Consider the following 19,789-nt stretch of genomic DNA (forward strand, 5'->3'; position numbering starts at 1 on the left):
GAGACGATGCATGGGCGAGATGCAAGAGACTTTGGACCTCGACGCCATTGCCGGCGAGGTCTTCTCGTTGCTCGGCAGCGGCCGCCAGATCGCACCGTTCTCGTCACGTCACCAGAATTTCGATTTGCAAGGCGCCTATCGCGTGACCGCGAAGGTCAGAGAGTTGCGCGAGAAATCCGGCGAGAACGCGCGCGGGCGCAAGATTGGATTCACCAACCGTACCATCTGGGCGGAGTATGGCGTGCATGCGCCGATCTGGGGCTATATCTACGACCGCACCATCCACGATCTCGACGGCATTGGCGGGGAGTTCGCGCTTCGGGGGCTGTCCGACCCACGCATCGAGCCGGAGATCGTCTTCGGGCTAGCCACCGCGCCACAGCCCGGCATGGATCTGCCGGAGCTGCTGGCGTGCATCGACTGGGTTGCCCAGGGATTCGAGATCGTCCAGTCGGTCTTTCCCGACTGGCGCTTTGCGGCGACAGACACGGTGGCAGCTTTCGGCCTGCATGGCGCGTTGCTGATCGGGCCGCGCCATCGGCTCCGTGACACGGAGCACGCCTGGGCTGCGACGCTGTCCGGCTTCGAAATCGAGCTCTTCCGCGATGGGGTGTCGGCCGATCGCGGCGCCGCGGCCAATGTGCTGGGCGGTCCGCTCCTTGCGCTTCGCCACCTGATTGATGTGCTCGCGCAGGACGCGCACAACCCGCCGCTCGCGGCCGGCGAAATCATTACTACGGGCACATTAACGCGTGCGCTTCCCATCAACGCCGCCGAAAACTGGAGTACGCAGTTGAGCGGCGTAGCGCTTGGCGGCGCAAGCGTGCGTTTTTCCTGAGGGCCGCACCTTGACCGGGGAGACGCCCGCAGTGGAACTTGCAACCCGACAGGCGATCAGGGCCTAATGGTCGGGGGCTGCGGGGCGCAGCCTGTCGGCTGGCGCATTTTTGATCTTTGCAAATGTCAATTTGCCGTGGTTGGCCGTATATATGACGAGCTGAACGCGATTTGGGGGGCGCGGATTCGCTGACACTAAAACCTGACGCCTAGAGGACCGCGGTGCAGACGACGCTGCTCGGACTTGCGATAGCCCTTATCCTTGCGCTGCTGGCTGCCCTGATCGGCCCGTATTTTATCGACTGGAGTCAGTTCCGGCCGCAGTTCGAGCGCGAGGCCTCGCGGGTGATCGGCATGCCCGTGCGGGTCGATGGTGAAATCGACGCGCGGCTGTTGCCGACGCCGTCGCTGCGCTTGCGTCACGTCGCGGTCGGTGCGCGCAGCGATGCAAGCAATGTCAGCGTCGAGAAGCTCGATGTCGAGTTCTCGCTTGGCGATCTGATGCGCGGCGAATGGCGCGCCAATGAATTGACGTTGGACGGCCTCGTGCTCGAGCTTGGCCTTGACCAGCGCGGGCGTATGAACTGGGCCTCGCGCGGAAGCGGCTTCAATCTTGGCGCGTTGACCGTCGACAAGTTTCATCTCACTGGCGCAATCGCCGTGAACGATACGGCGAGCCGCCGCTCGTTGCGGCTGAACGACATCGTCTTCACCGGCGAAGTGCGGGCAGTGGCCGGCTCGGTGCGTGGCGAGGGGGCAGCGAAGCTGGATGGCGTGCGCTATCCGTTCCGTCTCGCGAGCGCACGCACTGCGGACGGCAGTGGTCAGCGGTTGCGGCTGAACCTCGACCCTGGGGCCCGTTCGCTTGCGGCCGACCTCGACGGTATCCTGCTCGTCGATGATGCGGTGCCGCGCTTCGAGGGTTCGCTGTCGATCGCACAGCCGCCGCCACCGAAATCGAACGCGCCGCTCAGTTTGGCCGATGCGCCGTGGCGCGTCGCCGGCAAGCTGAAGGCGGACCCCGCCTCGGCGAGGCTGGAGCAGGTCGAGGCCGTGTTCGGGCCCGAGGACGCCGGGCTAAAGTTCTCGGGCAATGCGGAAGCGCGGTTTGGCGCATCGCCGCGCCTTCGTGGTTCGCTCGCTGCCCGACAGCTCGATGCCGATCGTTTGCTCGCCCGCGCGGGCGTCGCTGCGCCGTCGCCGGCAGACCTCATGGCAAACCTGCGCTGGTTGATTGCCGCAGCGCCGCCGATGCCGTTGCCGATAGAGTTTGATATCGATGCCGAACTGATCAACCTCGGAGCACGGCCAGTGCAGGCCGTCGGCATCAGCCTGCAGGCCGACGCGAAGGAGTGGCGGGTCGGCAAGTTCGAGCTCCGTGCGCCGGGATCGACGCTCCTCGCGGTGACTGGCCGCATTGCCGAGCTAGGCAACAAAGCGAGCTTCTCGGGACGACTGGATCTCGATGCGAGCGATCCGGAAGGCTTTGCGTTGTGGCTGCAAGGCCAGAGCGATAACGCCTATCGGGGCGTGAGGCCGCTGAAGGCTGCGGGCGACATCGTCATCTCGGGCGAGCGCGTCGCCGTCGATGCGTTCAAGGCGGATATCGATGGGCGGCCCCTCGATGGGCGGTTCGCGCTGGTTGCGGCAGATGGGAAAAGCCGGCTGGACGCGGCGTTGCGGGCGGAGCGGCTGGATTTCGATGCCGGCGCCGCGTTTGCGCGCGCGATGGGCGGCGCGCTCAAGACCTGGCCGGACGAAGCCGCGCTCGGCCTCGACATCGCAGAGCTGAACCTTTCCGGCCAGACGCTGAAGCCGGTGCAGGCGCGCTTCACCTACAATGCCAAGGCGATCGCGCTTGAGCGCCTGCGTGTCGGCGATGCCGACGGCGTGGCCATCGACGGCGCCGGAGCATTTGACCGCGCGAACACGACCGGACAACTGAAGATCGATGCGACGGCCGCGACGCTCGATCCGTTGGCGCGACTGATTGCGCCGATCGCGCCGGAGTTCAGCCGCCGGATTGGCGCGGTGCCGCGCGCCGCGGGCAATGTCTGGGCCGGTCTGACGCTCGACCTGGGCAAGCCGCAAGGTGATCGCGCGGCTTTGCGAACGACGGTTGATCTCCACGCGCCGCAGGTGAAGGGCGCGCTGACCGGGGCGATGACGCCGCAGCTCGCGTCGTTGCGGAACTTTGACATGGACGCGCTGGCAAAGAACGAAGCGACGCTGACCGCAACTCTCTCGACCGAACACGGCAACACGTTGCTCGCCCTGCTCGGTCTGGATGGCGTTCTTGCCGCTGGAAACGGTCCGGCCCAGTTCGACGGGTCGGCCACCGGCGTCTGGAATGCACCGACGAAACTGAAAGCAAAACTAACAGGCAACGGGCTCGATGCGGAGATCGACGGTAGCGTCGAACCGTTCAAGACAGAACGCGCCGCCGCGGTGAGCCTCAACGTCCGCAAGGCCAACATCGCGCCGCTGATCGGCATTGCGCGGGCCGAACAGGCCCCATGGAATATCGCCCTGACGTCACGCGTTGGCGTAACCGGCCAGAAGGTGACCCTCGACAATCTCGACGGCGCGATAGCTGGTGCGCGCGTGCGTGGCCGCCTCGGCCTTGCGCTCGGCGAGGAGATCGGCGTGGAGGGCAATGTCGGCGCCGACGTGCTCGACGTGCCGTCGGCGATGCTGGCCGCAATCGGTGCGGCGGGTCACGACAGCGCTGAGCCGCTCAATCGCGGGCTGCTGAGCGGCTGGCGCGGGCGCGTCGAATTCTCCGCATTGCGTGCCACGGTGCCCGGCGGCGAGCTCCGACCCTTCAACGGGGTACTGCGCAATGACGGCCAGGCGCTGGTGCTCGAAGGATTGTCCGCGGGTCTTGGCGGCGGAAAGCTGCAGGCCGACCTGTCGGCACGCCGCTCGCCGGAGGGCGTCGCGCTCGCCGGCCGCGTGCAACTCGACGGCGTCGATGGCGCGGCGCTGAAGCATCGCGCTTTGGCGATGCCGCCAGGGCGCGTATCGGCGCGAACATCGGTGAGCGGGCAGGGGCGCAGCGCCGCCGCGCTGATCGGCAGCCTCAACGGCAATGGATCGGTGACGATCGAGCAGGCGCGCATCGCGGGTCTCGATCCACGAGCATTCGACGCCGCGACGCGTGCGAGCGATGCGGGTATCGCCAGGGACGATGCAAAGCTTGCTGCAATGGTTGCCCCGGCACTGGCGGCCGGCACGCTCAACGTGACTTCCGCCGAAGTCCCGTTCGCAATCCGCGATGGCCAGGTGCGCGTCAGCAACACGACGCTGATGGGCGAAGGTGCGCGGCTTAATCTATCCGGCGGTTACGATATCGCTGCGGACCAGATCGATGTGCGCGCAGCGCTCGCCGCGACGACGACGGATGTGCTGGGCTTCGGCCGGCCCGAAATCCTCGTGCTGCTGTTCGGCTCGCCGGACAAGCCCGATCGCACCATCGATGTTGCGGCGCTCTCGTCATGGCTCGGCCTGCGTGCGATTGATCGCGAGACCCGGCGCCTCGACGCCATCGAGCGCGCCAATCCGTTGCTGAATCCGGGAAAGCCTGCGGAGCCTGCGCCACCCGTGGCACCGCAAGCTACGCCGCTGCCGTCCCAGCGTCCTGCCATTGCGCCGCGTGCGGCCGAGGCCCCGCCGCCTGTTACAGCACCTGCGCTTCCGCCGCCGGTCGAAATCCGGCCGGCACCCGGCGCAAGGCCGCAGCCAAGACACAACGCGCCGCTCAATATTGTGCCGATGCAGCCGCGGTCAGCGCTGCCATCGACGTTTTAGCAGGGGCTGATGACTTTGAGTTGCGTCTCCGTCGTCACGCCATAGCCGTTCGAAGAATGGCGTGGCTAACTTCAGATTCCGCCGTCATGCCCGCCAACGGCTCCGCGCGAAGCGCGGTCCGATGACAGACTCTGGCGGGGTAACCAGTAGCCCGCAGCGTTTGCGATAAAGCTGCAACGCTCTGGGATACTGGGTCCCGCCTGCGCGGGGACGACGTTTGAGACGGCGGTAGCGACGTTGCCTTACTCAATCTCATCACGCTCTCGCGCCGCAAAGACGCGCGCAGTTCACCAGAGACATGCGCAGTTCACCGTGGCGCGGCTGACGGCCGTGCGGGTGCTCCGTCCGTCGGCGTTGCCGGCGCGCCGGGTACTTTGCTGCGATAGTAGTCGAGCACGTAGAGCCGTATCGCCGAGGATAGGTTACCTTGCTTTCGGCCCTGGTCGATTTCGCTGACGAGATCCGACAGCGTCATGTCGCGCGACGCTGAGATCTCTTTCATGCTGCTCCAGAAGGCCTCTTCCAGGCTGACGCTGGTCTTGTGACCGGCGACGACGATTGATCGCTTCACAACGGGAGATTTCATGTTTGATCCTCACCGATGCGGTGATGATCAAGCACCGAATTGAGCTTGCGGTTTTCTTCCTGATCCCGTTGCCGTTCGGCCTTGCTGCGGCCGAAACGTGCGCGGCGAGCATCGGCGTCTTTGGCTGCCTGGTCGCGCGCGCGCTTCTTTCTGAAACGCTTGAGATTGACGATATCGCCCATCGGTCCGCCCGCGTGTTGCGCGGCGCAGATTCACGAAGCATGGGATGTGGTGATGCTTCAACAACAGGCTCGGCGCCAAGCGCCGCCTGCATCACGATGTCCGCTGCCCCGAACCCTCGCCGCATCCGCCCCATTTCGTTGGGCGGTATTCAATTAGCGTACCACGACGTGGCCCGCGCTCGCCAGCACATCACACATCAGTCTTTCGGACGACATGACTTTTGTCAGGTTTCTTGCCGAAAAACGACGGCCGCGGGTGCGGCTGGACGCCGATCAGCCTGGACGAGTCATCTTTTCCGGGCGCACCAGCCGGTCGAAATCCGCGCCCGTGACGAAACCAAGCCGAACGGCTTCCTCGCGAAGTGTCGTACCGCGTGCATGCGCCGTCTTCGCAACTTTTGCGGCATTATCGTAGCCGATGCTCGGCGCCAACGCAGTTACGAGCATAAGTGAGCGTTGCATCAGTTCGTCGATGCGCTTGCTGTCCGCCTTGATGCCGGAAATGCAGTGTTCGGCGAATGATTGCGAGGCGTCCGCCAGAAGCCTGATCGACTGAAGCATGCAGTGCGCCAGCACCGGCTTGTACACGTTCAACTCGAAATGGCCCTGGCTCGCCGCGACAGTGATCGCGGTGTGATTGCCGAACACCTGACAGCACACCATCGTCAGCGCCTCGCATTGGGTTGGGTTGACCTTGCCCGGCATGATCGAAGAGCCAGGTTCGTTCTCGGGCAGGATCAGTTCGCCGAGGCCGGAGCGCGGGCCGGAGCCGAGGAGGCGGATGTCATTGGCAATCTTGAAAAGACCCGTCGCGAGCGCCTCCAACGCGCCATGTGCAAACACATAGGCATCGTGCGCGGCGAGCGCCTCGAACTTGTTGGGCGCGCTTGTGAACGGAAGCCGGGTGATCACCGCAACACGGCGCGCGAACAGCTTGGCAAATCTTGGCGAGGCATTCAGTCCGGTGCCGACCGCGGTACCGCCCTGCGCCAGCGGTGACAGCCACTTCAGCGTCTCCTTGATGCGGGCAATGCCGTTCTCCACCTGCGCGGCGTAGCCGGAAAATTCCTGGCCCAGCGTCAACGGCGTCGCATCCTGGGTGTGCGTGCGGCCGATCTTGACGATCTTTGCAAACGCCTTCTGCTTTCGCACCAGCTCCTTGTGCAGGTACCGGAGCGACGGCAACAGACGATGCGTAATCTCCTCTACCGCAGCGATGTGCATCGCCGTCGGAAACGAGTCGTTCGACGATTGGCTCATGTTGACATGGTCGTTCGGATGCACGGGCGCCTTGCTGCCGAGCTTGCCACCCAGCAACTCGATCGCGCGATTGGAGATCACCTCGTTGAGGTTCATGTTGGACTGGGTGCCCGAACCGGTCTGCCAGACGACCAGCGGAAAATGCGCATCGAGCTCGCCGTCGATCACCTCGCGCGCCGCGCGGGCGATCGCTCCGGCCCGACGGCGGTCGAGCAGGCCGAGCTTCAGGTTGGTCTCGGCCGCGGCGAGCTTGGCGATGCCGAGCGCGCGCACGATCGGTTGCGGCATGCGCTCGGTGCCGATGCGGAAGTTCTGTCGCGAGCGTTGGGTCTGCGCGCCCCAATAACGGTCGGCCGGCACCTCGATCGGGCCGAAGGTGTCGGTCTCGACGCGCATGGCTTTGCGCGAGGTGGTTTTTGTACGTGCTGCCATGACGACGATCCTTCGCTCGTAAATTGCCCACTCCATGTAGGGCGATTCACGGCAATCGGGGAGCGTCAGGGATCTGGAAAGGGTCGAGAATTATTTCTTGCGGAAGCGATCGAGTCGCACGACCTCGGCGCCCTCGCCCGGCTTCTTGTCACCGTCGGCAGCCTCTGCCGCCGCAGGTCCAAGCGCAGTCGATGTCGGCACATCCGCGCTCTCGTCGTCCTTCGCCTCCGCGGCCACCTCAGTCGTTTCGAATTGGAGGCCGAACTGCACGGACGGATCAAGGAAACTCTTGATGGCACTGAACGGCACCACCAGCCGCTCGGGTACGCCGCCGAACGACAGGCCGACCTCGAACCGGTCCTCGGTGACGACGAGATCCCAGAACTGGTGCTGGAGGATGACGGTCATCTCTTCCGGATACTGCGCCATCAGGCGCGGCGACAGCTTCACACCGTCGGCCTGGGTCAGGAAGGTGATGTAGAAGTGATGGTCGCCGGGAAGCCCTTGTTTCGCGGCATCGGCCAGCACGTGCCGCAGCACGCCGCGCATCGCGTCGCGCGCCAGAACATCGTAGCGGATGTGGTCGGTCGAGCTCATTAGGGATCCCGTCGTAGTTCGCGCGCGTGTTCGTTCGAGCCGACTCGCGCCGCACCATGCTAGCGCGATGGCAGCCCGAGGTCAGCAGCGACGAAGGTGCCGCCTTGCGGAATCTGCCAGGCGTTCCATCGGCCGCAACGGCGCGGCGGACCTATGAATGAAAGTGGAGGCTTCTGTTGCCAGGTGCCTCCGAACCCCGCCTGACGGAGCTTAACCCGTCAGGGCTTTAAAGTGGTCTTTCAAACCGCTTACGCGGCCTGAGCAACCGGAGCATAGTTGTCGTTTGCAACTAGTGCTGTAGCCCGATAACGGCGGAACAATACCGGGAAAAAGCGAGCCCTTTACGCCCTCGTCGATCCTGTTTCGCCCCCGCCGGAATGCTCGGAAATCGGGTTCCAAAGCATTCTGGTGGAGGCGCCGGGTGCTGCCCCCGGGTCCGAATGGTTTATTGCGACAGCCATTTATTTCCATAGCCGGCGAACCGGCACGCCCAATATAGGCGTTTGTGATTGAGGAAAAAAGCCTGCTATTCGGCCGATTTCGGCCGGCTCATTCAGCTTCGGGTGCCGGAAAGCCCGTGGGCCCCAAAAACTGGCAAGAGGCCGGATCTCAGGCTTCACGGGGCGGCAGCCCGGCCTTCCGCGCCATCGAGGCGGCGGACCGGTCATCCGGCGCCGACAGGCGCCGCAGCGCGATGTTCGGCGCCAAGGATCTCAACCAAGTCGCCGAGGCTGTCGCCCGTTTCGATCGTATCGACGAGGGCAATGATGCGCTCCGATACCGCCGAAGGAAGGTGACGGACGTTATCCTGGAACTTCCGCAGGATGTCCTCGCGCGCAACCGGGTTTTCCGGACTGCCGCGCCGGTGCAGCGTTTCACGTTCGAAGGTCTTACCGTCGCGCCGTCGCAGTCGCACCAGCGAGGCATGGCGATATGCCGCGCCCTTCGCCTCCAGCTCGGTGCTCTCGGTCACCTTGATGCGGTCGATGAATGCCAGAATCCGCGCGTCAGTGAGCATCTCTTCGGAATATTCATTGGCGGAGACGCGGCCGGCGACCGCCGTCGCGGCGATCCCATAGAACATGTTCATCTGCGCGGCGGTGACGCCGGCCGGCTTGTACGGCCAAGCCGTGTGAACGTATGTCATGTGCGGACAGTGAATATCGACGCTGTCGATAGAGTCCGCATCAAGATTGTTCTCGCGCATGATCGCTTCGAAACCATCCAGCGCCGAATGGATGCTGGTGACATTCGGATACATCTTGAAGCCGATGTTGCGCGTCTCCCACGTGTGACCGAGGCCGGCGGTAATCTTCGCGGCGTTCGGACTTGCCGAAAACGAACTCAGGAAGCCGCCATAGCCGGCCTCGATCACATCGGTGATGCCAGTGAAGCCCTCGGCGGCGAGCATGACTGCCTGGACGCCGCCTTGCGCAGCGCGGCCGGCGTGCAATCGCTTGACCATCGCGCCTTCTTGCGCGGCCATCAGGCCCGCAGCCATCGATCCGGCAATGCCGAGCGCGTGCTGCAATTGATCCGGCGCCAGTCCGGCGAGCCGCCCGCACGCCGCAGCGCTGACGAACACACCGCTCGTTCCTTGAGGATGGAAGCCGCGCAGGAACAGCGACATGGTCGCTGCATTGCCGACGCGGATGCCCACCTCGCAGCCGGCAACGACCGCAGTGAGCAGCTCGCGCCCGTTCGGTCTGTCCGGGTGGCCTTGCGCCCAGGCGAAAGTTGACGGAACGGCAAGCGAATTGGGATGGAGGATGGACTCCTTGTGGATATCGTCCATCTCGAAGCCGTGCCCCGCGGTGCTGTTCACAAGCGCGGCCTGGGCGACGGAGACCTTGCGGCCCGTGCCCCACATGAAGGCCCGGGGCGTTGCCCCTTCGTTGAGGACCATGGCCTGCACGCGCTTCGTCCAGGGAAGCTGCGCGCCATAGAGGCCGGCGCCGAGTCCGTCGAGGATGCAGAGCTTGATGTGAGCGATGACGTCCGGCGGAATCTCGTCGTAGGTCAGCGCCGCTGCGAACTGCGCAAGGTCGCGCGTGGCATGTTCAAGGAGGGGCTTCTGGTCACTCATTGCCGCCGGCTTTCCAAGGGTCGATCGGGATCGGATTAAAGCGCGTGCGCGCTGCATCGGTCCAATATATTGCGAGGGTATTAGCCATATCTTATGCTTATGGCATGGAGATGCGGCACCTTCGCTATTTCGTCGCGGCGGCGGAAGACCTGAATTTGACACGCGCGGCGGCGCGCTTGCGGATTGCGCAGCCGGCGCTGACGCTGCAGATCAGAGCGCTCGAAGCTGAAATCGGCGCCGAACTTTTCAGCCGCCACAGCCGGGGCGTCGACCTGACCGAGGCCGGCCGGATCTTTCTTGCCGAGGCGCGCAGGATCCTGGAAGCGGTGCCGAAGGCCGCTGCACGCGCCCGTCAGGCGTCGGCGGGATCGATAGGACGCGTTTCAGTGGGACTGACCGAATCGGCGTCGTTCAACGCGCTGGTGACCAACGTTCTTCGCAAGTTTCGCGCAACGTATCCGAATGTCGAAATGTCATTGGAAGAAGCCCGCTCGACAGAGCTGGTCGAGGCGCTGGAGCATGGACGCATCGACGCTGCCTTCGTCCGCCTGCCGGTCTCACTCAAGCATGGCTTTGCCCTGCAGACTTTGCTGAAGGAGCCGATGGTCGCTGCTGTGCCTGCCGACCATCCCCTGGCCGATCGTCGGCAACTGCGCTTGCAGGACCTTCGGCACGAGGATTTCATCCTGTATCCGCGCGCCACGCGGCTCGGCCTTTCGGATTCGGTGATGACGGCTTGCGCCGACTGCGGCTTCACGCCGTCGGTGGTGCAGACCGCGCCGCAGATATCGTCGACGATCAACCTCGTTGCCTCGTCGATGGGAATTTCCATCGTGCCGGCCTGTATGCAGAACAGTCGCGCTGACGCCGTCCGCTACATTCCGCTTTCGGGAACGCAGATCTGGGCAACGCTATGCATCGCCTACCGTACGTACGAGGGCGCACCACCACTGGCCAATCTCGTAGCGATGGCGACGCAGCCGGGACTCGCGGAGCGCGGCAGAGGCGGAGGACGCCGCAGGTCGACGTGATCGGCGGCGAGCATCGCTGAATTTCGTGCTATCGATAAGCCGCAAAGGGAAAACGCCATGTTCACTCGCCGTCAGGTTTCGACCGCCATCGCGCTGTCGCCGATCCTTGCCTCGCCCGCATTCGCGAAGACGTTCCCCACTCGTCCGGTCAAGTTGATTTTGCCCTATGCCGCGGGCGGCGGCACCGATGCGATTGCACGCGTGGTGGCACAGGCGATGACCGAAAAGCTCGGGCAGGCCGTCGTCATCGAAAATATTTCCACTGGTGGGGGCAACGTCGCAACCGCGACGGCGGCGGCTGCAGCGCCTGACGGCTACACCATGCTGATGGCCAATCAGGGGCCGATCGCGGTTAATCCGCACATCATGAAGACCGTGACGATCGACACGCTGACCGCATTCGACGCGGTGACGCAGGTAGCGGAGACGCCGCTGGTCGTCGTGGTGCCGGACACCTCGCGCTACAAGACCTTCGCCGAACTCCTCGGCGCCATGCAGCAGAATCCCGGCAAGCTGAGCTACGGCTCAGCCGGCAACGGCTCGGCAAGTCATCTGGCCACGCTGCTGCTGGCGCATCTCGCCAAGGTCGATGTCGTGCACATTCCGTATCGCGGCGCCGGGCCGGCGATCAGCGACGTGCTCGGCGGCCAGACTGATTTCATCATCACCACGGTGCCCTCGGTGAGTGGGCTGATTGACAGTGGCAAGATGCGCCCGCTGGCGGTGACGACCAAACGCCGGGCGCCGACGTTGAAGGACGTGCCAACCGTCGCTGAGAGCGGCCTTCCGGATTACGAGATCAACGCCTGGTATGGCTTCATCGTGCCGGCAGGCACGCCGCGAGCGCTGATCGATCTGTTGCGCCAGGCGACGATCGATGCGCTCGGCTCGCCGCTGGTCCGCGACCGCCTCGACAAGGACGGCGCGGAGCCTATCGGCAGCACGCCGGAACAGTTCTCCGCGTTCATCAAATCCGAGCACGCGCGCTGGAAGGCGATTGCGGCTGCAGCGAACATCCAGATCAATTGATCTTTTCCGTCGAGGCCGGCCATCGACGCTCGTTCTGCGCCAGTCCTGCGAAGGCACAGGTGGCCCGGTTCGGGCACGACGTTGCCTACGAATTCAAATCCATCGGCACGGTCGTCGCAGTGCGGTTTTCGGGCATCGCAACGTGCTCCTCGCGCAGTTTCAGGCGGTGGGTGAACTCCGGCGGGAACAACTCGAGATAATTCGGCACGTTGAGTGCGCGCGCGGCATGCGCCGGCCAGTCGGACGAGTACATCAGTTCGCGCGCCATCGCGATCAGGTCGATGTCGCCACGCTGCAGCAGTTCCTCGGCCTGTTGCGGCTCGGTGATCAGGCCCGGCGCCATCGTCAACATGCCGGTCTCCTGCTTCACGCGCGCGGCGTAGGGAACGTGGTGGCCGGGAATGCGCGGCACTGCGCGCAATGATGAATTGCCCGTCAGTCCGCCAGACGAGCAGTCGATCAGGTCGACGCCGAGCGCCTTCAGCTCCTTTGAAAGCGCCACCGTATCAGGCAGCGTCCACAGCCCGCCCTTGCCGTCGACGCTGGAGACGCGGAAAAACAACGGCTTGTCGTCCGGCCACACCCTGCGCACGGCTTCGGTGACCTCCAGCGCAAAGCGCATGCGACCTTTCAGGTCGCCGCCATAGGCGTCGTTGCGCTTGTTGATTACCGGAGAGAGGAATTGCTGGATCAGGTAGCCGTGCGCGCCATGGATCTCGAGAATCTCGAAGCCGGCTTGCAGTGTGCGCACCGTCGCGTCGGCGAACGCCTGCACCACATCGTTGATGTCCTTCTGCGTCATCGCCCGCGGCAGCGGCTTGCCTTCGATTGGTGTCACTGCGCTCGAGGAGATCGACTGCCACGGCTCGCCGCCGTCGGCCTTGTTGGTCGCACTGAGAGCGTCGCGATTGAACAGCGGTCCGCGCTCGGATGCGCGCGCACCGGAATGGCCGAGCTGCATTGCCGGAACCCCGCCGAACTCCTTTACGAAGCTCGCAATGCGCCGATATTCGGGAATCTGGTCGTCGCGATAGAGGCCGGCGCATTTGTGCGTCTTGCGCCCGCGGTCTTCCACCGCAGTCTCCTCGTAGAACACGATGCCGGCGCCGCCGATCGCGTAACGGCCCATATGCACGATGTGCCAGTCGGTCGGCGAGCCATCGCGCGACTGATATTGGCACATCGGCGAGACGACGATGCGGTTGCGCGCGGTGATGCCCTTCAACGTGAACGGTTCGAACAGCTTCGGTGAGGTCATAATCGTTCCGGCTTGTTGTTGGCGGCCCCGAATTGACCGCTGTGCGGACTTATACATAAAAGGGTCGGCGCAAGCAGCACCTTCTCGTTCTAACATCTCAACCAGCAATGTCCTTGCATGGTCGATCCGTACCGCACCAGGGAACGTCCGTTGAAATCCGACACCGCGATAACTTCCGAGGCCGAAGCGCCTCGTCTGGTCGAACTGTTCATCGCATTCGCGAAGATGTCGCTGATGGGGTTCGGCGGCGTGCTTGTCTGGGCGCGTCGCGCCATCGTCGAGCAGCACAAATGGATGACGGCGGAGCAGTTCAACCAGACCTTCGCGCTGTGTCACTTCCTGCCAGGCCCGAACATCGTCAACCTGTCCGTCGTGTTCGGATCGAAATTTCGCGGTATACCCGGCGCGATCGCCGCATTCCTTGGCCTCGTTCTGCCGCCGGTGCTGATCGTTCTGTGCCTTGCGATCCTCTATGCGCGCTTTGGTGAGATCGAAGCGCTGCGACGCACGCTCGCCGGTGTCGTCTGTGCGACGGCGGGTCTGTTCTTCGCAACGGTCGTCAAGATGATGCAGCCGATCGTGAAAGAGCGCTCCGTGGTCGCTCTCGTGGTGATTGCGGCGGTCTTCGCTGCGGTCGGCCTCATGCGCTGGCCGCTGCAGCCCGTGCTGCTTGTTGCCGTTCCGGCAAGCATCCTGATTGTCTACGTCATCAGAAAGCGTGCAGTGCCATGAACCCGACCAATCAGCTTTTCACGCTCGCCTGGACTTTCGGCCTGATGTCGCTGTTCGCGGTGGGTGGCGCGCTGTCGGCAATTCCGGAAATGCATCGCGTCGCGGTCGAGACAAATCACTGGATGAGCGATCGGCAGTTCGCCGACATGGTGGCCATCGCGCAACTTTCGCCGGGACCCAACGTCCTCGTCGTCACGCTGATCGGCTTTCATGTCGCGGGCATCCTCGGTGGCCTGGTCGCCACGCTCTCGATGTGCGGGCCGACCGCCATCGTTGCCTATATTGTGAGCGGCACTATGGAACGGTCGCGTGATGCGCAATGGCCGGCGCTGGTCCAGTCGGCGTTGGTTCCCGTGTCGATCGGCCTGATGGCGGCAAGCGCCATGATCCTCGGCCTTTCGGCGGGGCAGTCATGGGTCGCGGCCGTCCTGGTGTTGGCGTCGGCTTTGGTGACGCTGCTGACGCGGCTGCATCCGCTGTTAATGCTCGCGGTGGGCGGTTGCCTCGGTTTTGCTGGCATCATTTAGAATAAGCCGGTAGGAAGAACCGAAACCGTCAGGTAAGAGCGGCGCTTCCAAGATGGAGTCGGACCCGGGAGGGGGAGTGTAGTTGCATGAGTGAGACGACAGGGCACGCGCAGGGCAACCCGAAGAAGGGGTTGATCCGCGGGCCGCAGGATTTTTGGGGCGGGCTCGCGCTCGTCGCATTGGCGTTGTTCGCTTTCTATGCCTCGTCGGACCTGCCTGGCATACGCGGGTTCCAGTTCGGACCCGGCACCGCGCCACGGCTGTTCGCCAGTCTTCTGCTGGTGCTCGGAGCGGGCGTCGCGCTAACCGGCCTATTGACACCAGGCGCGCCGCTCGAGCGCTATCATTTGCGAGGGCCGTTCTTCGTTACCCTCGCAATCCTCTCCTTCGCGTTTACGATTCGTCCGCTCGGGCTGATCATCGCAGCATTCTCCAGTTTCATGATTGCTGCATTTGGTTCGACAGAACAGCGCTGGGGACAGACGCTGATCGTCGGCATCGCCATCACGGCGTTCTGCTGCTTCCTGTTTCCTTACGCGCTAGGGCTGCCGTTCCAGCTGCAGCCGCGCTTCATGCTGCAGTGAGTTCGCTATGACCGATCTGTTTGGCAATCTCGCCCTCGGCTTCAATACCGTCTTCCAGTTCATCGACTGGACGATACCGCTGCTTGGCGTGACGATTCCGATTCCCGTCAACATCCTGCTCTGCCTGATCGGTGCCCTCGTCGGTACGCTGGTTGGCGTGCTGCCCGGCATCGGTACCGTCGCGACGGTTGCGATGCTGCTACCGATCACCTTCGGCCTGCCACCGGTCGGCGCGCTGATCATGCTCGCCGGCATCTATTACGGCGCGCAGTATGGCGGATCGACCACGTCGATCCTGGTCAATATTCCTGGCGAGGCGGGGTCGGTCGTTACGACGCTCGATGGCCACCAGATGGCGAAGCAGGGGCGTGCCGGTCCCGCGCTCGCCATCGCCGCGATCGGTTCGTTCTTCGCCGGATGCGTCGCGACCATACTTATCGCGCTGCTCGGCGCGCCGCTGACGAAGTTCGCACTGCAGTTCGGGCCGGCGGAATACTTTTCGCTGATGACGCTAGGCCTTGTGTTCGCCGTCGTGCTCGCCAAGGGCTCGGTGTTGAAGGCGATTGCAATGATCGTGTTCGGTCTCTTGTTGTCGATGGTCGGCTCCGATCTCGAAACCGGCGCGTCGCGCCTGGCGTTCAATATCCCCGAGCTCGCCGACGGACTGGGCTTTGCGACCGTGGCCATGGGTGTGTTCGGCTTTGCCGAGATCATCCGCAATCTCGACGCGGGCGCGGAGAAGGGGCGCGAACTGGTGCAGCAGAAGGTCACCGGCCTGATGCCGACCGTGGCAGACCTGCTTGCCGCCGCACCGGCGATCGGACGCGGCACGATGCTGGGCTCGATCCTCGGCATCTTGCCCGGCGGCGGTGCGGTGATTTCGTCGTTCGCCGCCTACACGTTCGAGAAGAAGATCTCGAACAATCCTTCGCAGTTCGGAAAGGGCTCCATCAAGGGCGTGGCTGCGCCTGAAAGCGCCAACAACGCCGCAGCCCAGACGTCGTTCATTCCGCTGCTCACGCTCGGCATCCCGCCGAATGCGGTGATGGCGCTGATGGTCGGCGCGATGACCATCCATGGCATCGTCCCGGGTCCGCAGGTGATGCAGAAGCAGCCCGAACTCGTCTGGGGCATGATCGCTTCGATGTGGATCGGCAATCTGATGCTGCTGGTCATCAACCTGCCGCTGGTTGGCATCTGGGTGCAGTTGCTGCGCGTGCCGTATCATCTTTTGTATCCGTGCATCGTGATCTTCTGCGCGATCGGCATCTACTCGGTGAACAACGCGCCGGCGGACGTGATCATGGCGGGCGCGTTCGGCCTGGTCGGCTACTGGCTGATCAAGCACGACTTCGAGCCTGCGCCGCTTCTACTCGGCATGGTGCTTGGCCCGCTGATGGAGGAGAACCTTCGCCGCGCCATGCTGATCTCGCGGGGCGATGCGACCGTCTTCCTTACGCGGCCACTGTCCGCCGCGCTGCTGGCGGTGTCGCTTGCACTGTTGATCCTGACGTTCTTGCCGATGCTGCGGAAGAAGCGCGAAGAAGTCTTCGTCGAAAGCGAAAACTGACGAATTGCCGCAGTTGATTTCGCCTTTAGTCCAATAGGCTCCGCTGGCACTGAAATGCACAAGACGAGTTAACCAGTGGCTTCGGCGCAAATGCGCCGGGCCAGAGGGATGTAGGAGTATTGCTATGACAGGATTCAACCGCAGGACCGCGGTTGCGACACTTGGCGCATTGGCCATGCTGTCCGCGGTGCCGGCGCTGGCGCAGGACTATCCGACGCGCGCCATCACCATCATCGTGCCGTTTGCCGCAGGTGGCCCGACCGACGTGGTCACGCGCCTGGTCAGCGAGCATATGTCGAAGACGCTCGGCCAGCCGATCGTCGTCGAGAACGTGGTCGGTGCGGGCGGCACCACCGGTGCGACGCGCGCCGCAAGAGCCACGAACGACGGCTACACCCTCATCATGGGCCATGTCGGCACTCATGCGGCCTCGGTGGCGCTGTATCCGAAGCTCGCCTACGATCCGCGCACCGACTTCGAGCCGATTGCGTTGATCAATGGCGCGGCCATTGTGGTTGCAGCCAAGAAGGACCTCCCGCCGAAGGACTTCAAGGAATTCGTCGCGTACCTGAAGGCGAACGAGGCCAAGCTCAATCAGGCGCACGCCGGCGTCGGCGCGGTGTCCTACATCACCTGCGAACTGCTCAACGGTATCGTCGGCATCAAGCCAGTCGGCGTGCCGTTCCAGGGCACGGGTCCCGCCATGAACGCGCTGGTCGCAGGCCAGGTCGACTACATGTGCGACCAGATCACCAACGTCGTGCCGCAGGTGAACGGCGGTACCATCAAAGCTTATGCGGTTGCCATTCCGGAGCGCAGCGCGTCGCTGCCGGACACGCCCACCTCCGCTGAGGGCGGCTTGCCGAGCTATCAGGCGTCAGCCTGGAATGCGCTGTTTGCACCCAAGGGCACCCCGAAAGCGATCGTCGAAAAGCTCAACGCGGCGGCCGCCAAGGCGCTCGACGACGAGAAAGTCATCGCGCGCATGAAGGAACTCGGCAACGACATTCCGAAGCCCGAGCAGCGTAAGTCTGAGGCGCTGGGCAAGCTGGTCAAGGACGAGGTCGAGAAGTGGGGCAAGTTCCTGAAGCCGGTGGGCTGAGAACTCGCTTTTTCAAGCTTGAGAAGTTGATAACAAGGGCGGTGGAGTACCACCGCCCTTGCTGTTTTCGGCCGTGGTCGCCATTTTCCGGGGCGAGAGTGGTATTCTGACCTGCCGAATCGGCGGTTTCTGACTTCCACGGCCAAACCCGGCGAACCGACCATGAAGCAATATCACGAGCTGCTCGAACGCATCCTGGCCGAGGGCGTGCAGAAGGCCGATCGCACCGGCACCGGCACGTTGTCCGTGTTCGGCCACCAGATGCGGTTCGATCTCGCAGCCGGCTTTCCGCTGCTGACGACCAAAAGGTTGCCGCTGAAAGCGATCGTGCATGAATTGCTGTGGTTCCTCGCCGGTGACACCAACATCAAGTACCTGCACGAGCATGGTGTGACGATCTGGGACGAATGGGCGGACGCCAATGGCGATCTCGGTCCCGTCTATGGCCGTCAGTGGCGCTCCTGGGAAGCGCCGGACGGGCAGATCATCGACCAGATATCGAACGTCGTCGCGATGATCCGCAAGAACCCCGACTCGCGCCGGCTGATTGTCAGCGCATGGAATCCGGCCGATGTGGACAAGATGGCGTTGCCGCCGTGCCACTGCCTGTTCCAGTTCTACGTCGCGAACGGCAGGCTGTCATGTCAGCTCTACCAGCGTTCTGCCGACAGCTTCCTCGGCGTGCCGTTCAATATCGCCTCCTACGCGCTGCTGACGCTGATGATCGCTCAGGTGACGGGGTTGAAGCCGGGTGAATTCGTGCACACGCTCGGCGACGCGCATCTCTACTCCAACCATATCGAGCAGGCACATCTGCAGCTCTCACGCTCGCCGCGGCCGCTGCCGACGATGAAGCTCAACCCGGCCGTGAAAGACATCTTCGGCTTCCGCTACGAGGATTTCTCGCTGCAGGGCTACGACCCGCATCCGCATATCAAAGCCGAAGTCGCAGTGTGAGCGGGATGTGATCGCAGATCATGTCCAGGCAAGACGCGAGCGATAAATCACTCACCATCCGCCGCGCCTGTCCGGGCGAGGCAGGACTGGTCCTGTCGTTCATTCGCGATCTTGCCGCTTACGAAAAGCTCTCACATGAGGTGGAAGCGACCGAGGCGATGATCGATGCGGCGCTGTTCGGCGCGTCCTCGCGCCTGTTCTGCGAGATCGCCGAGTGGAAAGGGGAGCCGGCCGGCTTCGCGGTGTGGTTCATCAACTTCTCCACCTTCAGCGGTCGCTCCGGCATCTATCTCGAAGATCTGTTCGTCAAACCCGAGCATCGCGGCAGGGGACTGGGCAAGGCGCTGCTTGTGCATCTCGCCCGCACCTGTCTCGACAACGGCTGGGCGCGGCTGCAATGGTCCGTGCTCGACTGGAATGCGCCGTCGATCGAGTTCTACAAGTCGCTCGGCGCGGTGCTGATGGACGAATGGACCGTCTGCCGCGTCAGCGGGCCGGCATTGACCGCACTCGCGCAGGGGGCGCGTTGATGGAAATCGTCTTCGTCGCCGCTATCGCAGAGAACGGCGTGATCGGGCGGGGCAACACGATCCCGTGGCGGCTGAAGACCGATCAGCAGCGCTTCAAGGCCATCACCATGGGCAAGCCGATCGTGATGGGGCGCAAGACGTTCGAGTCGTTTCGCAGGCCGCTGCCCCGACGCACCAGCATCGTGATCACGCGCGAGGCGGGCTATCAGGCGGAGGGGGCGCTGGTCACGACCTCGTTCGAACATGCGTACGAAGCGGCGCGCGGCGATGCGCTGCGGCGTTTTGCCACTGAAATCATGGTGATCGGCGGGGCGGAAATTTACACGCAATGGATGCCGCGTGCCGATCGCCTCGAGATCACGGAAGTCCACGCCGAGGTCGAAGGAGACGCCGTTTTCAAGCCTGATCTATCTGGCTGGGAAGAGATCGCGCGTACGCGCAACAAGGCGGGACCTGATGACAGTGCGGATTTTTCCTATGTGACCTTGCGGAGAAAAAACGCGGAATTAAGCAAGCCGAGTTGACGAATTCGTGCGCGCTTGCGCGCTTCCGAAGTTCGCGATAGTGCGGCAAATGGCACAGGAACTTCAATTGGCGGCGCTCAGTACCTACCTCAGCGCCATACTTGCCTGCGTTGTAAGGGCAATTGGCGTCGCCTATAACCCTCCCGACGTTCCCC

At 63.6% G+C, this 19,789-nt stretch carries 18 protein-coding genes and 1 other RNA gene; 12 read left to right on the forward strand and 7 right to left on the reverse strand.

Translation table 11 applies throughout. The features are described from left to right. Nucleotides 1-10: 10 nt before the first annotated feature. Nucleotides 11-838 (forward strand): hydratase, encoded by an 828-nt coding sequence (locus tag RCO31_RS08975; RefSeq protein WP_308967960.1) that lies wholly within the window; start codon nt 11-13, stop codon nt 836-838. Between the two features lie 221 nt (nt 839-1,059). After that, a complete protein-coding gene (locus RCO31_RS08980) occupies nt 1,060-4,647 on the forward strand; it encodes an AsmA family protein (protein ID WP_308967961.1) in 3,588 nt (1,195 codons plus the stop codon). Nucleotides 4,648-4,954: 307 nt separating this feature from the next. Here RCO31_RS08980 and RCO31_RS08985 read toward each other — a convergent pair whose 3' ends face one another. From RCO31_RS08985 to RCO31_RS09010, 6 genes are all read right to left on the reverse strand, one after another. Next, a complete protein-coding gene (locus RCO31_RS08985; RefSeq protein ID WP_308967962.1) occupies nt 4,955-5,233 on the reverse strand; it encodes a ribbon-helix-helix domain-containing protein in 279 nt (92 codons plus the stop codon). Beyond that, nucleotides 5,230-5,415 (reverse strand): DUF4169 family protein, encoded by a 186-nt coding sequence (locus RCO31_RS08990; protein WP_308967963.1) that lies wholly within the window; start codon nt 5,413-5,415, stop codon nt 5,230-5,232. The genes RCO31_RS08985 and RCO31_RS08990 overlap by 4 nt, the downstream gene beginning before the upstream one ends. Nucleotides 5,416-5,688: 273 nt before the next feature. Next, complete coding sequence (fumC, locus tag RCO31_RS08995; protein ID WP_308967964.1) at nt 5,689-7,107, reverse strand: class II fumarate hydratase; 1,419 nt, start codon at nt 7,105-7,107, stop codon at nt 5,689-5,691. A 90-nt stretch (nt 7,108-7,197) separates the two neighbouring features. Beyond that, complete coding sequence (locus tag RCO31_RS09000; protein WP_308967965.1) at nt 7,198-7,704, reverse strand: ClpXP protease specificity-enhancing factor SspB; 507 nt, start codon at nt 7,702-7,704, stop codon at nt 7,198-7,200. Nucleotides 7,705-7,866: 162 nt separating this feature from the next. Then, nucleotides 7,867-8,229, reverse strand: a transfer-messenger RNA (tmRNA) gene (gene ssrA, locus RCO31_RS09005). 139 nt (nt 8,230-8,368) lie between these two features. Continuing rightward, complete coding sequence (locus RCO31_RS09010) at nt 8,369-9,790, reverse strand: MmgE/PrpD family protein (RefSeq protein WP_308967966.1); 1,422 nt, start codon at nt 9,788-9,790, stop codon at nt 8,369-8,371. 110 nt (nt 9,791-9,900) lie between these two features. Here RCO31_RS09010 and RCO31_RS09015 point away from each other — a divergent pair, with 110 nt between their 5' ends. Next, nucleotides 9,901-10,821, forward strand: coding sequence for a LysR family transcriptional regulator (locus RCO31_RS09015; RefSeq protein ID WP_308967967.1), 921 nt, complete (start codon nt 9,901-9,903; stop codon nt 10,819-10,821). A gap of 57 nt (nt 10,822-10,878) precedes the next feature. Then, complete coding sequence (locus RCO31_RS09020; RefSeq protein ID WP_308967968.1) at nt 10,879-11,850, forward strand: tripartite tricarboxylate transporter substrate-binding protein; 972 nt, start codon at nt 10,879-10,881, stop codon at nt 11,848-11,850. A gap of 85 nt (nt 11,851-11,935) precedes the next feature. On the opposite strand, the gene RCO31_RS09025 is transcribed toward RCO31_RS09020, so the two are convergent. Continuing rightward, nucleotides 11,936-13,108 (reverse strand): NADH:flavin oxidoreductase/NADH oxidase, encoded by a 1,173-nt coding sequence (locus RCO31_RS09025; RefSeq protein WP_308967969.1) that lies wholly within the window; start codon nt 13,106-13,108, stop codon nt 11,936-11,938. A 117-nt stretch (nt 13,109-13,225) separates the two neighbouring features. Between RCO31_RS09025 and RCO31_RS09030 the strand changes: the two genes are divergently transcribed. From RCO31_RS09030 to RCO31_RS09065, 8 genes are all read left to right on the forward strand, one after another. Next, nucleotides 13,226-13,840 carry a chromate transporter gene (locus tag RCO31_RS09030; RefSeq protein WP_374991454.1) on the forward strand — a complete coding sequence of 205 codons (615 nt, stop codon included), beginning with the start codon at nt 13,226-13,228 and terminating at the stop codon, nt 13,838-13,840. Continuing rightward, entirely contained in the window at nt 13,837-14,367 is a 531-nt protein-coding gene (locus RCO31_RS09035) for a chromate transporter (protein ID WP_308967971.1), read from the forward strand. The genes RCO31_RS09030 and RCO31_RS09035 overlap by 4 nt, the downstream gene beginning before the upstream one ends. Before the next feature lie 86 nt (nt 14,368-14,453). Beyond that, a complete protein-coding gene (locus RCO31_RS09040) occupies nt 14,454-14,951 on the forward strand; it encodes a tripartite tricarboxylate transporter TctB family protein (RefSeq protein ID WP_308967972.1) in 498 nt (165 codons plus the stop codon). A 7-nt stretch (nt 14,952-14,958) separates the two neighbouring features. Further along, nucleotides 14,959-16,521: a tripartite tricarboxylate transporter permease gene (locus RCO31_RS09045; protein ID WP_308967973.1), complete on the forward strand. Its 1,563-nt coding sequence runs from the start codon at nt 14,959-14,961 to the stop codon at nt 16,519-16,521. A gap of 124 nt (nt 16,522-16,645) precedes the next feature. Further along, nucleotides 16,646-17,623, forward strand: a complete 978-nt coding sequence (locus RCO31_RS09050; RefSeq protein ID WP_374991455.1) for a tripartite tricarboxylate transporter substrate-binding protein — start codon at nt 16,646-16,648, stop codon at nt 17,621-17,623. Nucleotides 17,624-17,785: 162 nt separating this feature from the next. Beyond that, entirely contained in the window at nt 17,786-18,580 is a 795-nt protein-coding gene (locus RCO31_RS09055) for a thymidylate synthase (RefSeq protein WP_308967974.1), read from the forward strand. Between the two features lie 20 nt (nt 18,581-18,600). Beyond that, a complete protein-coding gene (locus RCO31_RS09060) occupies nt 18,601-19,110 on the forward strand; it encodes a GNAT family N-acetyltransferase (protein WP_308967975.1) in 510 nt (169 codons plus the stop codon). Further along, nucleotides 19,110-19,634: a dihydrofolate reductase gene (locus RCO31_RS09065; RefSeq protein WP_308967976.1), complete on the forward strand. Its 525-nt coding sequence runs from the start codon at nt 19,110-19,112 to the stop codon at nt 19,632-19,634. The genes RCO31_RS09060 and RCO31_RS09065 overlap by 1 nt, the downstream gene beginning before the upstream one ends. The last annotated feature ends 155 nt before the right edge of the window (nt 19,635-19,789 follow it).

This window comes from Bradyrhizobium sp. LHD-71 (assembly GCF_031157255.1).
Taxonomy (GTDB): Bacteria; Pseudomonadota; Alphaproteobacteria; order Rhizobiales; family Xanthobacteraceae; genus P52-10.

Excerpts from the sequence above, each read along its gene's own strand:
- RCO31_RS08975 (WP_308967960.1), top strand. The coding sequence starts at position 11 with ATGGGCGAGATGCAAGAGACTTTGGACCTCGACGCCATTGCCGGCGAG.
- RCO31_RS08985 (WP_308967962.1), bottom strand. The coding sequence starts at position 5,233 with ATGAAATCTCCCGTTGTGAAGCGATCAATCGTCGTCGCCGGTCACAAG.
- RCO31_RS08990 (WP_308967963.1), bottom strand. The coding sequence starts at position 5,415 with ATGGGCGATATCGTCAATCTCAAGCGTTTCAGAAAGAAGCGCGCGCGC.
- fumC (WP_308967964.1), bottom strand. The coding sequence starts at position 7,107 with ATGGCAGCACGTACAAAAACCACCTCGCGCAAAGCCATGCGCGTCGAG.
- RCO31_RS09000 (WP_308967965.1), bottom strand. The coding sequence starts at position 7,704 with ATGAGCTCGACCGACCACATCCGCTACGATGTTCTGGCGCGCGACGCG.
- RCO31_RS09010 (WP_308967966.1), bottom strand. The coding sequence starts at position 9,790 with ATGAGTGACCAGAAGCCCCTCCTTGAACATGCCACGCGCGACCTTGCG.
- RCO31_RS09015 (WP_308967967.1), top strand. The coding sequence starts at position 9,901 with ATGCGGCACCTTCGCTATTTCGTCGCGGCGGCGGAAGACCTGAATTTG.
- RCO31_RS09020 (WP_308967968.1), top strand. The coding sequence starts at position 10,879 with ATGTTCACTCGCCGTCAGGTTTCGACCGCCATCGCGCTGTCGCCGATC.
- RCO31_RS09025 (WP_308967969.1), bottom strand. The coding sequence starts at position 13,108 with ATGACCTCACCGAAGCTGTTCGAACCGTTCACGTTGAAGGGCATCACC.
- RCO31_RS09030 (WP_374991454.1), top strand. The coding sequence starts at position 13,226 with ATGGTCGATCCGTACCGCACCAGGGAACGTCCGTTGAAATCCGACACC.
- RCO31_RS09035 (WP_308967971.1), top strand. The coding sequence starts at position 13,837 with ATGAACCCGACCAATCAGCTTTTCACGCTCGCCTGGACTTTCGGCCTG.
- RCO31_RS09040 (WP_308967972.1), top strand. The coding sequence starts at position 14,454 with ATGAGTGAGACGACAGGGCACGCGCAGGGCAACCCGAAGAAGGGGTTG.
- RCO31_RS09045 (WP_308967973.1), top strand. The coding sequence starts at position 14,959 with ATGACCGATCTGTTTGGCAATCTCGCCCTCGGCTTCAATACCGTCTTC.
- RCO31_RS09050 (WP_374991455.1), top strand. The coding sequence starts at position 16,646 with ATGACAGGATTCAACCGCAGGACCGCGGTTGCGACACTTGGCGCATTG.
- RCO31_RS09055 (WP_308967974.1), top strand. The coding sequence starts at position 17,786 with ATGAAGCAATATCACGAGCTGCTCGAACGCATCCTGGCCGAGGGCGTG.
- RCO31_RS09060 (WP_308967975.1), top strand. The coding sequence starts at position 18,601 with ATGTCCAGGCAAGACGCGAGCGATAAATCACTCACCATCCGCCGCGCC.
- RCO31_RS09065 (WP_308967976.1), top strand. The coding sequence starts at position 19,110 with ATGGAAATCGTCTTCGTCGCCGCTATCGCAGAGAACGGCGTGATCGGG.